This is a genomic window from Haemophilus paracuniculus (assembly GCF_002015115.1).
GTDB lineage: Bacteria > Pseudomonadota > Gammaproteobacteria > Enterobacterales > Pasteurellaceae > Haemophilus_E > Haemophilus_E paracuniculus.
In genome coordinates this window covers 14,842-27,427 of record NZ_MUYA01000019.1, presented here as the reverse complement: position 1 = coordinate 27,427, position 12,586 = coordinate 14,842, and the positions used below count along the sequence as shown (strand labels likewise).

The following is a 12,586-nucleotide window of genomic DNA, read 5'->3' as shown; positions in this document are numbered from 1 at the left end:
ATAAAATTAAAGCAAAACGAACAACTAACGTGCTAATTTCCTCGTTTTGAAAAAACAAGCGGTAAGTTCTTGCAAAAATTTTGCCGAAACTTACCGCTTGGGGGTTATTTATTGCCCCTTTTGTGTGCTTCTATCTAAACCTTTTTGGAAACCGTACATATCGATGATTTTCGCTTGGGAATAATGCCAAGCGGTCGGCTTGCCTAAAAAATCTTTCACAACTCGCTCTCGACAGAGAGTATCAATTTCTATTTGATTTGCCTGATAAAACTTAGAAATAAAATCTAGTGAAGTTTTATTCGGCGTGCTGAAACCACATTCTTTTCCAGCCATTTCACTGAATGTATCTTTAAAGAAACGATCAAACGCTGGCACAATCGCAAACACACCCAGCAAAATTTTCGTTACCAAGGTTACGGCTTGATGTTTGCCCCCTTTGAGGATTTTCGCTTTGGCTTCATCGTATAACGCCAAAACTTGCTTACTTTTCTCGGCATAATCTTTCACCTCAATTTCCCAAGTGCTTTCTGGTTGAGCGTAAATCCATTCGACCAAATCGGTTAAGTAACTGGGATTTTTTTGTAATAAAAAGCTCGAACCTCGCAACATTCCCCAACTCGCTAAATAGCCCCATAAAACTTGGCAACTTTTTTCAATATCACGTTGTTCGGCTGGCAATGCTCGGGTTTGGCGAAAATGGGCATAACAGAAATCAAAACTATGATAGCGGTGAGATAAATCCATCGCAGTTTCATCAAATTTACTGAGTACTTGGGTCAAATCGTTACACTTTAATGCCATTTTTCATTCCTTATTATAAATTCGCCAACCAATGCTTAGATTTCGCAAGCATTGGTTGGCGTGGATTGAATGCTCGGGAATTATCGGGCTGCTGTGCGAGAAATCAGCTTACCGTTCTCATCATAGGTCGAGATCCAAAACCCCTCTTTTATGCTCACACTATTAGCTGTATAGCCATATAACTGACCAGTTTTGACAATAGGTTGACTGTTGGGTTTATAAGCATAAACGAAATTACCGTTCTGAACGGCTGACGTAATTGCCATAATTAAGCTCCTTAAATTAAATTTCTCACCAAGATGAATGTGCCTTTATGGCAACATAAAGGCACAAGAATGATATCATTCTTGCGAAAAGAGCGATTTAAGCAGGACAATTGAAAGAAGGTATGGGAAGGTATTGCTAAAAAATCTGAGGCATTATTTGTGAATTAGGCGGCAAGCGGTGGGTTTTGGGGGATTTTTGTGATAAAAATCCCAAAGCATTCACTTTGGGATTGGGGATTAGATCGCTAACACGGCGAGGGTTTCAAACCCCCACTTCCGCATTACTTCGCTGCGTTGGGCGAGGTCGTCCGTAGGGGCGGTGCAGAATGCGAGGTGGGCGGTATGGTGCGATTGGGTGTGGTGGTGATCCGCAAGTAAATTCGCTACCCGTTTGGCGATCGCTTCGCCTGAATCGACAAAAAATTTGACGTTGGGTAATAGCTGTTTGAGTTCGTCTCGCACGGTGGGGAAATGGGTGCAACCTAAAATCACGGTGTCGAGGGTGGGGTGGTTTTGCCATTCGGCGATTACCCGTTGCAGGCGAGCCATATCCACTTCGCCCGTGCGTTGTTTTTCTTCCACAATTTCGACTAAATCGGTCGTACCGATTTTTTCCACTACGCAATCTGAGGCATATTTTTCAATTAAATCAAGCACATAAGGACGCACCACCGTGCCTTTGGTGGCGAGCAAGCCGATAGTTTTACTTTCAGAAATCACCGCCGCTGGTTTAATCGCAGGCACAGTGCCGACAATCGGAAAGCCGAAATTTTCTCGCAGGGCAGGTAACACCACCGTGCTGGCGGTGTTGCAGGCGACCACCACCAGATCAAGCGGGTAGTTTTCGCTAATTTTTTGCACGATTTGCACCGCTCGCTCAATCAGCACACTTTCCGCCTTTTCCGAATAGGGGAAAAACGCATTATCAAAGCAGTAAAGGTAACGGGCGTTGGGCAGGGCTTTGCGGATTTCATCATAAACCGTCAAACCGCCCATTCCAGAATCGTAAAGAAGAATGGTGGGTTGCATAGCAAATTCATTCAAGAAAAAAATTGGGGAAATGCTACTCTCTTGTCCCGTTAGATTCAAGCCCTCCAATAAAAAAGCCCCCGCTTGGCGAGGGCTGAATGGAAAAATTAAAGCCAGAATAGATAGCCCACGGTGGCGATCACGAAGATACACGCCAAATTGAGCCACCAACCTGCTTTCACCATTTCCGATTGTTTGACGTGTCCTGTGCCGAACACAATCGCATTTGGTGGGGTGGCGACTGGCAACATAAAGGCACAAGAAGCCCCTAAGCCGATGATCATCGCCAAACCAATCGGTGGCATATTGAGGGCTTGGGCGATTGAGATGAAAATCGGCACAAGCAAGGCGGCACTGGCGGTGTTTGAAGTAAATTCCGTGAGGAAGATGATGAATGCCGCTACGATCAAGCCGATTAAATAGAAATGTCCGCCTTGAATCAGGAACACAATGCCGTCCGCCATTACTTTACTCGCCCCAGATTGACCGAGTACTGCACTCAACGTCAAGCCGCCACCGAATAGCATCAACACGCCCCAATCGGTGTTATCTTGAATTTGTTGCCAATTTGCCACACGGGTAATGCAAATTAACGCCGCCGCAATTAACGCAATAAAGCTGTCGAAACTGCCGATTTTGCCTTGCAAGCCGAGTAATCCTGCCACAAACGGATTTAACGAACCGCTAAACACCCAACATAGTGCGATACCGATAAAGATCGCCAAAGTGGTAATGCGTTTGCCGTTGAGGGGAATTTCTTCAAAGGTGTGTTCAAAGGTTTGGTTGAGTTTTGGTTTGAACACCACATACAACACGCCGATCATCAATGGCATTAGCATTAACATCATCGGGAAGCCGTATTTCATCCAATCGGCAAAGGTCAAATTCAACTGCGAAACCACAATCGCATTCGGCGGGCTGCCGACTGGCGTTCCCATTCCGCCAATGCTCGCACTGTATGCGATCCCCAATAACACGAAAACGTAGGTGTTATGGTTGGCGTTTTTATCCAGTTTGCTCAACACGCCCATTGCAAGGGGTAACATCATTGCCGTGGTGGCGGTGTTGCTGATCCACATTGAAAGCAAGGCGGTGGCTAAAAAGAGATAGATAACCGCCAGCACCAATTTGCCCCGTGCCAACGCCATAATTTTATTCGCAATCAATTTGTCGAGTTGCTGAATATGCAACGCCGCCGCCAACGCAAAGCCCCCAAAGAACAGGAAAATGGTGGGATCGGCAAAGGTGGCGAGAGCCTCTTTGGTTTTGATCATTCCCAAACAGACCGCCAAAATCGGCACGAGCAAAGCCGTTACGGTAACGTGCAAGGCTTCCGTCAGCCATAGCACCGCCACGAACGCCAACAACGCCAAGCCTTTGGTTGCCATTGGCTCGAATGGTAATGTGTTGAGTAACACAAAAAATAAAATCACATCAATCAGTAAAATCAAACTGTTCCGCCACATTTGACGGTTTCCCATTTCAACTGACATAGTTCCCCCACAATCAAACTAAAAGAGGATCGCACTATAACAAAATCCACCACAAGGAAAAGTGGCAAAATGCAAAAATACAACCTAGATCACAAAATTTTTGCGTTTTTTTAACAAGTCCGATCTCTTAGGGAAAGCAAGCGGGTAGATTTCACTTAATTTGGCTGATTTTGAGCTTCCGAAATGCTATCCACTTCCGTTTCCGCAATTTGCTCACGGTATAATTCGCCCAATTCACTGAGTAAGGCGAACAACTGAGCGGTTTTTTTCTTGCCAAATTTGGTGAAGACTCTTTCGCTTAATTGTTCGCTCGCGTGGTAAATGGGCAGGACGTGCGGTTTTCCCTGTTCGGTTAAACGCATTAGGCGTTCACGTTTATCCGTAGGGCTTTCGTAAAACTCGATCCAGCCTTTTTCTTTATAGGCTTTACAAATGTTGAACACCGTTTGTTTCGGCAAATACCACTCATCACAAATCTGTTTTTGGGTGCATTGTCCCTGCTCGGCACTTGCCAAACTATATAGCACGGCAAAATGGTTGTAGCCCAAACCCCATTTTTCAATCCAGCTATCAAGGGCTTCCTCAATTTGGTTGATCTGCTTTTCAAATTCGTTTAACACCTTTATTTAATCCTTCACATTGATTTGATCTGGCGGTGATTTTAGCGAGATTCACGCAAAAGACAAGCAAAATAGTCCCAAAATTTACTTAATACAGTCTTAATTTTTACTATAATTCCGCTCAATTTAAGTCAATTTTAGGACTATTTATGCAGAAAAAAATCGCACTCTTAACCGTTTTAACGCTATTTCTAACCGCTTGCCAAGAGCAAGAAAATGAAAATCCCTCTACTGCTATCGTGCCAAAAATCAATGTGGTGCAGCCACAAAACCGAGAATTTAACCGCACCTTGCAATTATCAGGCTCGTGGGTGGCGAGAGAAGAAATTCCGATCAGCACCGCCTTACAAGGCTTGCAGATTTTGTCGATCAATGCCGAAGTGGGGGATCGGGTCAAAAAAGGGCAAACTGTTAGCCACCTTGGAATACAGCAATGTGCAATCCCAAGTGCAACAAACCAACGCTTCACTAGGGCGAGCCAAAGCGAATGTGAACGCCCAACAAGCGGTGTTATCCGAAGCAGAAATCACCCTAAAACGTTATCAAACCCTGATGAAATCAGAATCCATTAGCCAGTTGGAATTGGATCAGCAACGCACCAAAGTGGCGACCGCCCGAGCTAATTTGCAATCGGCACAGGCGGAAGTGGCTCAAATTCAGGCTCAACTCAAAGATAATTATCATCAACGAAACAAAGCCCAAGTGTTAGCCCCTGCCGATGGTGTGATCACCAAGCGAAATTTGGAAACGGGGGCTTTAACCAGCAGCACACCGTTATTCCATTTAGCGAAAGATAACGCCACCGAATTGGAAGTAGAAATTCGTGCCGATGAAATGGCGTTATTGCAAACGGGGCTAACCGCCCAGTTGAAAAATCAGCCCGAAACAAGCGGTCAGATTCGGCTGATTTTTCCCGAACTTGATCCCAAAACTCGCTTAGGCAAGGTGCGAGTGGCTTTTCCCGCTTCGCTCAAACAGCCGATTGGGGCATTTGATGAAGTAAAAATCGCCCTACCCACCCAAAATGTGCCGTTCGCCGTGCCATTTTCTGCGATTACATTCGGGGCGAATGGTCAGCCGAGTGTGATGATTGTAACCAATGACGGCAAAATCGAACGCCGTTCGATCCAGATTGGCTCACAAAATCAAGATTGGGTTGAAGTGCTTGCTGGCTTAAACCGTGAAGATAACGTGGTGAAACAAGCCGCCGCCTTTGTGAGCGAGGGCGACACCGTTTCCCCGCAATTAGTGAAAGAATAAGGAATAACAATGCAACTCTCATCGTGGGCGATTCGCCGCCCGATTCCGACCATTGTGCTGTTTTTAGTGCTTACCCTAATGGGGATTTTTTAATTCTCAAAATTACCGATCAACGCCGAGCCAAACGTCAGTTTCCCTGTGGTAACGGTGTCCATTTCACAAGCGGGTGCTTCCCCCGATGAATTGGAAAATGCCGTAACCAAACGGGTTGAAAATGCCTTGGCAGGAATGGCGAATGTGCGACATATTACGTCCACCATTAGCGAAGGCTCATCCACCACCACCGTTGAATTTCAGCTTGGAATGAACACCGACCGTGCAGTGAATGATGTGCGAAATGCGATCAGCCAAATCCGTGATGAACTGCCCCAAAGTATCAGCAATCCGATTGTGGAACGCAATGATGTTGAGGGGGCGGCATTAGCCTATGATGCGGTGCAATCGCCCAATATGGACCAAACGGAATTAGCGTGGTTTATTGATGAAACAATCAGCCGCCAACTGCTCGCCCTGCACGGGGTTCAGCAGGTGAAACGCTTAGGGGGCGAAAAACAAGAAATTCGGGTGGAACTCAATGCGGAACGGTTAAATGCGTTAGGCATCACGGTGGAACAAGTCAGCCAGCAACTCGCTCAAACCAATGCCAATTTGCCCGCAGGTCGCACCCAATTATACGGTTTAGAACAGTCCATTCGGGTGGTGGGTAGCCGCCAAGATTTAGCCGATCTCGCCGCCTTGCCGATTGCGTTATCAGACAGTCGCAAGGTGAAACTCGCCGAGTTAGCCACCATCAAAGATAGCCACGCAGAAGTGCGAAGCCGCACCCGCCTCAATGGGCGTGAAGTGCTGGGCTTTAATGTGTTTCGAGCCAAAGGCACGAGCGACACCGTGGTTGCCGAGAAAGTCAAACAAGCGGTGCGATCCTTGACAGAACAATATCCCGATGTGCAAATTCAAGAGGTGCATAATAGCGTGGACACCACCCAAGAAAATTATCGGGTGGCGATCAATACGCTGTTAGAGGGGGCGGCACTTACCGTGCTGGTTGTGTTCCTCTTTTTGCGAAATTGGCGAGCTACGCTCGTGGCGGGCATTGCCTTGCCACTATCCATTTTGCCGACTTTCGCCGCAATGTATCTACTCGACTACACCCTCAACAGCATTTCCCTGTTGGCGATTACCCTCGTGATCGGAATTTTGGTGGACGATGCGATTGTCGAAATTGAGAACATTGAGCAACATTTGCACCAAGGCAAACGCCCTTACCAAGCCGCCCTTGATGCGTCCGATGCGATTGGCTTTGCAGTGGTGGCAATCACCGCCACCATTATTGCGGTCTTTCTGCCCGTCAGCTTTGTGGGTGGCACAACGGGAATGTATTTTAGCCAATTTGGCGTTACCGTTTCCGTTGCCGTGTTTGCCTCGTTGTTAGTGGCTCACTTTGCCACCCCACTGCTCGCTGCCTATATTTTGCAACCGCACCCAACGGCAGCTACGCAAAGCCAATCCACCAGCCGCTTAAAACAGGGCTATTTGCATTTGTTGGCAAAAGCGTTGCAGTTTCGCAAAACCACCCTGCTGATCGGCGGGCTGTTTTTGGCGGGTTCAGTGGCGTTGATCCCCTTATTACCAACAGGATTTATGCCCAAAGGCGATACGGGAATGAGCCAAATTGATATTCAATTTCCGCCAAGTCAGCCCCTCTCGCAAGCGGATAGTTATTTGCAAAAAATCGACCGTACATTACGCCAGCACCCCGAAGTAAATGTGGTGTTTACCACTTTGGGCGGCAGTGGCGATCCCTCAAAAGCGGAAGTGCTGATTCGGTTAAAACCACACAACGAACGCCGCCTTACCCAAAAGCAGTTTGAGGATAAAATCCGCACCGAACTCAGCCAATTTGCCGATCTGCGTTTTGCGTTCCGTAACGAAATGGCACAGCGAGATGTGTCAATTCTCTTGACGGGCAATGATCCGAAAGCCCTCGCCACAACGGCTCAAACCCTCAAACAACAAATGCAAAACATTGCAGGGTTGGAAAATGTGCAAGTAAACGCACCGCTTGTAAAATCGGAATTGCAGGTTTCGCTACTTTCAGACGAAGCTGCAAGACAAGGCGTTACCCCGCAAGCGGTGGGAAATCTGCTCAGAATTGCCACCGTGGGCGACACTGACAGCAATGCGGCACGCTTTAATTTTGCCGACCGCCAAGTGCCGATCCGTGTGATACTCAATCCACAACAACGCCAAAATCTCAGCGAGTTGCAACATTTGCGGATCGCCACCAGCAACGGCACAACTGTCCCCCTCGGCACGGTGGCAAAATTAGCCTTTGGCGAGGGTTCGGCAAGCATTGAGCGGTTCGACCGTGAACGCCGTTTGGCGGTGGAAGCGGATCTCGCCCCTAGGCGGTGGAAGCGGATCTCGCCCCTAGCTACACTATCGGCGAGGCGTTGGCGAACGTGAATGATTTGCCGATCTTAAAAAATCTGCCGAACGGGGTTCGTGTGCCTGAATATGGCGATGCGGAATATATGAACGAAATGTTTGAGAAATTTGGGCTGGCAATGGGATTTGGCTTGCTGATGATGTTGATGGTGCTGATTTTACTGTTCCGAGATTTCTTGCAGCCTCTGACGATTTTGGTTTCCTTGCCGTTATCGATTGGCGGTGCGGTACTGGGCTTGCTCGCTTATGGGGCGGCGTTGGATATGTCGTCCGTGATTGGCATTTTAATGCTAATGGGGATCGTAACCAAAAATGCGATTTTGCTCGTAGATTTTGTGATTGAAAAACGCCAGCAAGGTACGCCCCGTTATCAAGCCCTGATTCAATCGGGGGCGGAACGGGTTCGCCCTATTATAATGACCACCATTGCAATGGTGGCAGGAATGATCCCCGCGGTGTTTGCAGGCGGTGCAGGTGCTGCATTCCGAGCCCCAATGGCGGTCGCCGTGATTTGTGGCTTAATCGCCTCAACCCTGCTCAGTTTGATTTTCGTACCAGTGGTCTATTCGTTAATGGACGATCTTCGCAACTGGCTCGCCCCGAAATTGGCAAAACTGACCTCGGTAACGGCGGAAGATAAAGCCCTCGCCGAATCCAAATAACCCAAGGCTCATAACAAAAAGCCCTTAGCGAATGCTAAGGGCTTTTTTCTCTTGCAAGCGGTAGGATTTGGCAAAATTTTCCAAAATCCGACCGCTTGGTCTTAACTCATCTTAAAAATCAAATTGAGTTAAATAACGATTCTATGACCTAATCTTTCGCTTTCAAACGCCTTTTCAATCAACCCTAACACAACCCCTGCTTGCTCAGCCGTGACCGCCAAAGCAGTTTGAGTGGTGATCGCTTGGTAAAGATTATCATAAAAATCCTGATAACTTGCTTTGGCGTTTGGGTAGGATTGACGTACCACTTCGCCGTTGATTTCCGTGTGCAAAATGCCCCATTCGCTTTCAGGCTCAACGTTCCAATCGCCTTGTGGCACAGCCCCTGCGGCTAATAAACCCTCTTGGTTATCCACATTCTTTTTCACATAAGACCCCAATCTGCCGTGCAAGCTGAAATGGTTGCCCGCTTCACGGGCGTATTTGGTGGCGATCAACGCCACTTTTAAGCCGTTTGGGTAGTAAAGATGAATATCGAACGCGTCATCGCTCAACGCCCCCTCGTGCTGATAGCGAATGTCGGCAAAAATCTCACTCGGTTTTCCGAATAAAGTAACCGCTTGATCGAGCAAATGCACGCCCAAATCGTACACCAACCCCGTGCCAACTTCCCCCGTCTCTTTCCATTGTTTGGCATTTTTGCCCTTGGCGTAACGCTCAAAGCGGATTTCACAATCGACAATCTCGCCCAGTAAATTCTGCTCAATAATCTGTTTGGCGGTAGCGGCGGCACTGTCCCAACGGCGGTTTTGATAAACGCTCAACAGCACGCCATTTGCTTTGGCGAGCTGATCGAGTTCTACCGCTTCCGCTTGGGTGGCGACCAGCGGTTTTTCCACCAACACATTTTTACCCGCTTGTAACGCTTGTTTTGCCATTGCGTAATGGGTTTGGTTCGGGGTAGTGATGATTACTAAATCAATCTCGGGGGTGAGTAAATCGGCGAAATCTCGCACGATTTCCACTTGGGGCAGATGCTCACTCGCACGGTTGGTGGTGCGTTCATACACTTTTTTGATCGCAAAACGGGGATCATTCGACAAAAAAGGAAAATGGAACACACGGCTGGCATAGCCAAAACCCGCGAGGGCAACGTTTAAGGTTTTCATATTTGACTCTCTAAAATTTCAAAAAATCTGACCGCTTGTTAGAGGGATTTGAGCGAGCTGATCGCTTTACAACTTGCCACTTCGCCACCTTGGCAGCCCTGCATATTTTCGAGCAAGGTGCGAATTTGATAGAGCTGCTGAATTTTCAAATCCACCTGCTCAATATGCTTCGCCACCAGCTCATCAACGTTGTGGCAATCGTGGGTGGGGTCTTTCTGCAATTCGTTGAGCTGTTTGATTTCTTCGACACTAAACCCCAGCGAACGGCAGGTTCGCACAAAATGCAGCAAATCGACACTCTCTTGGGTAAAAAGACGGTAGCCATTTTCCGCCCGAAGCGGTGGGGGCAATAAACCGACTTTTTCGTAGTAGCGAATGGTTTCGAGGCTCACGCCCGTGAGCTTGCTCAATTCATTAACTTTTAAAAAGGTTTTCATCATTGGCACTCAATCAAAAATTTGGCGACAGTATAAGGGAAATTCCCCTCTTTGGGCGGTTATGCTACACTTTTATTTTTTGAGGGGGAACAATGATCGCACTGATTCAACGGGTAAAATGGGCAAAAGTGGAAGTGGAAAACCAAATCAAAGGCGAAATTTCGCAGGGATTGTTGGTGCTACTCGGGGTGGAAAAAGAGGATGATGAAAGCAAGGCGGATCGTCTGCTGGAAAAAGTGCTGAATTATCGGGTCTTTTCCGATGAAAACGGCAAAATGAACCTCAATGTGCAACAAGCAAGCGGTAGCTTACTGGTGGTTTCTCAATTTACCTTAGCCGCCGACACCCAAAAAGGGCTACGCCCAAGTTTTTCGCGAGGGGCAAGCCCCCAAGAGGCGGAACGGCTTTATGATTATTTTCATCAGCAAGCCAGCCGAAAAATCCACACCCAAACGGGGCAATTCGCCGCCGATATGCAAGTGAGCTTGCAAAATGACGGTCCTGTTACCTTTTGGCTACAAATTTAACGAGGAAAAAATGACCGAACCGCAACGCCTGATTCATATTCTGCCACCGCAACTTGCCAACCAAATCGCCGCGGGGGAAGTGGTGGAACGCCCTGCCTCGGTGGTGAAAGAGTTGGTGGAAAACAGCCTTGACGCAGGGGCGAGCCAAATTCAGATCGAAATTGAAAAAGGCGGCTCGCAGTTGATTCGGATTCGAGATAACGGCTGCGGCATTGGCAAAGAGGATCTCGCCCTCGCCCTCGCCCGCCACGCCACCAGCAAAATTTCGACCCTCGAAGATTTAGAGGGCATTTTAAGTCTCGGCTTTCGTGGCGAGGCATTGGCGAGTATCAGTTCCGTTTCACGCCTGACCCTCACTTCTCGCACCGCCCACCAAAGCGAAGCGTGGCAAGCCTACGCCCAAGGGCGAGAAATGGCGGTGGAAATTCAGCCTGCGTCCCACCCAGTTGGCACAACCATTGAAGTGGCAAATCTGTTCTTCAACACCCCTGCTCGGCGGAAATTTCTTCGCACCGACAAAACCGAATTTGCTCACATTGATGAAGTGGTTCGCCGCATCGCCCTCGCCAAACCGAGCGTAACCTTTACCCTCACTAACAACGGCAAGCGGGTGCGTTACTACAAAGGCGTTGATCCACAAAATCTCGCCCAACAGCAAAAACGGGTGGCGGCAATTTGTGGCGAGGATTTTATCGCCCACAGCACCCATCTCGATTGGCAGCACGACGATCTGCACCTCTACGGCTGGATTGGCTCGCCCCATTTTGCCCGTCCGCAAAATGATCTCTGTTATAGCTATGTCAATGGGCGAATGATGCGGGACAAAACGATCAACCACGCCATTCGCCAAGCATTTGGCGAGCAGATCAGCAAAGATCACTACCCTGCCTTTGTGCTGTTTTTGGATCTCGACCCAACCCAAGTGGACGTGAACGTCCACCCCGCCAAGCACGAGGTGCGTTTTCATCAGGGGCGATTAGTGCACGATTTTATCTATCAAGGGGTGCTAAACGCCTTGCAGAGCCAAGCCTCGATCCCCCTTGAACCGCAAGGGGAACAGCCACTCAACCAAATCCACGAGCCAGCCGCCCCTTATTTGCGAGATAACAACCGCCTTGCTTCGGGGCAGAACATTTTTGCCGAACCGCCTCGCCAGATCGGCTCGCAAGCGGTGAGATCCTCGTCAATTTCATATCGATCTCAACCAAGCCAAACCGCTCAAAAGGGTTATTACGAGCTGATTTCGCCGAGCGAGCCAAGCCCGCCGATCATTACCGCTCAAAGTGAGAAAAAATCGCCAAACCCACCGCTTGCCACACCAATCGCAGCGGATTTACCTCAACATTTAACCGCCCTTGCATTGGTGGAAAACAAGGCGGTTCTGCTCAAAAAAGGCGAGCAATTTTGGCTGATTTCCCTCGCCAAACTGAACCAATTACGCCTCAAAACCCAACTGGCACAGGGCGAAAATCAAGCCTTGTTAATTCCGCTCAATCTGAACCTCGATCCAGCCCAATTTAACCAATGGCAACAGCAGCAGGCGGAACTGGAAAAAATCGGGTTTGAAGTGCAGATCAAACAGTGGCAAGGGCAAACTCGCCTCAGTATTCAAAAAGTGCCGCAACCGCTGCGAGAGCAAAATTTACAGCAACTGCTGCTCGGCTTGCTCAATCAACAAGGGGTGGCTTGCGTGGAATTTTTGGCGGAAAATTGCCAGCAACCGACCGCTTGCAGCCTTGCCGAAGTGATTGCAATGCTGGCGGAAATTGAGCAGAAATTCGACATTCTGCCGTTTTGCATTCCCCTTGATTTTTCCGACTATTTGAGCCAAATCGAGTGGCAATCTCGACAAAATCAGGCATAATAGGGCAATT

At 48.3% G+C, this 12,586-nt stretch carries 12 protein-coding genes; 5 read left to right on the top strand and 7 right to left on the bottom strand.

What is annotated here, in order from left to right; genetic code table 11:
- Positions 1-108: 108 nt before the first annotated feature.
- The 5 genes from B0187_RS09830 to B0187_RS09810 form a co-directional block, all read right to left on the bottom strand.
- Positions 109-801: a hypothetical protein gene (locus B0187_RS09830; protein ID WP_078237672.1), complete on the bottom strand. Its 693-nt coding sequence runs from the start codon at positions 799-801 to the stop codon at positions 109-111.
- A gap of 80 nt (positions 802-881) precedes the next feature.
- A complete protein-coding gene (locus B0187_RS09825) occupies positions 882-1,067 on the bottom strand; it encodes a hypothetical protein (RefSeq protein WP_078237671.1) in 186 nt (61 codons plus the stop codon).
- Positions 1,068-1,304: 237 nt separating this feature from the next.
- Positions 1,305-2,096 (bottom strand): glutamate racemase, encoded by a 792-nt coding sequence (gene murI / locus B0187_RS09820; protein WP_078237670.1) that lies wholly within the window; start codon positions 2,094-2,096, stop codon positions 1,305-1,307.
- A 107-nt stretch (positions 2,097-2,203) separates the two neighbouring features.
- The gene (locus B0187_RS09815; protein WP_143413780.1) at positions 2,204-3,589 is read right to left on the bottom strand and encodes a DASS family sodium-coupled anion symporter; all 1,386 of its coding nucleotides are present in this window, start codon (positions 3,587-3,589) and stop codon (positions 2,204-2,206) included.
- A gap of 155 nt (positions 3,590-3,744) precedes the next feature.
- Complete coding sequence (locus B0187_RS09810) at positions 3,745-4,215, bottom strand: MarR family winged helix-turn-helix transcriptional regulator (RefSeq protein WP_143413779.1); 471 nt, start codon at positions 4,213-4,215, stop codon at positions 3,745-3,747.
- A 441-nt stretch (positions 4,216-4,656) separates the two neighbouring features.
- Here B0187_RS09810 and B0187_RS09805 point away from each other — a divergent pair, with 441 nt between their 5' ends.
- From B0187_RS09805 to B0187_RS10335, 3 genes are all read left to right on the top strand, one after another.
- Positions 4,657-5,469: an efflux RND transporter periplasmic adaptor subunit gene (locus tag B0187_RS09805; RefSeq protein WP_245797033.1), complete on the top strand. Its 813-nt coding sequence runs from the start codon at positions 4,657-4,659 to the stop codon at positions 5,467-5,469.
- Positions 5,470-5,616: 147 nt separating this feature from the next.
- Positions 5,617-7,935: an efflux RND transporter permease subunit gene (locus B0187_RS09800; RefSeq protein ID WP_245797032.1), complete on the top strand. Its 2,319-nt coding sequence runs from the start codon at positions 5,617-5,619 to the stop codon at positions 7,933-7,935.
- Entirely contained in the window at positions 7,881-8,579 is a 699-nt protein-coding gene (locus B0187_RS10335; RefSeq protein WP_211272724.1) for an efflux RND transporter permease subunit, read from the top strand. The genes B0187_RS09800 and B0187_RS10335 overlap by 55 nt, the downstream gene beginning before the upstream one ends.
- A 128-nt stretch (positions 8,580-8,707) precedes the next feature.
- Here B0187_RS10335 and B0187_RS09790 read toward each other — a convergent pair whose 3' ends face one another.
- The gene (locus B0187_RS09790; RefSeq protein WP_078237667.1) at positions 8,708-9,748 is read right to left on the bottom strand and encodes a Gfo/Idh/MocA family oxidoreductase; all 1,041 of its coding nucleotides are present in this window, start codon (positions 9,746-9,748) and stop codon (positions 8,708-8,710) included.
- A gap of 38 nt (positions 9,749-9,786) precedes the next feature.
- A complete protein-coding gene (locus tag B0187_RS09785) occupies positions 9,787-10,188 on the bottom strand; it encodes a MerR family transcriptional regulator (RefSeq protein ID WP_245797031.1) in 402 nt (133 codons plus the stop codon).
- A gap of 89 nt (positions 10,189-10,277) precedes the next feature.
- Here B0187_RS09785 and dtd point away from each other — a divergent pair, with 89 nt between their 5' ends.
- Together dtd and mutL are read left to right on the top strand one after the other, a co-directional pair.
- The gene (dtd, locus tag B0187_RS09780; protein WP_078237666.1) at positions 10,278-10,712 is read left to right on the top strand and encodes a D-aminoacyl-tRNA deacylase; all 435 of its coding nucleotides are present in this window, start codon (positions 10,278-10,280) and stop codon (positions 10,710-10,712) included.
- Between the two features lie 10 nt (positions 10,713-10,722).
- On the top strand, positions 10,723-12,576 hold the full coding sequence (gene mutL, locus B0187_RS09775; protein WP_078237665.1) for a DNA mismatch repair endonuclease MutL: 1,854 nt from the start codon (positions 10,723-10,725) through the stop codon (positions 12,574-12,576).
- Positions 12,577-12,586 lie beyond the last annotated feature (10 nt).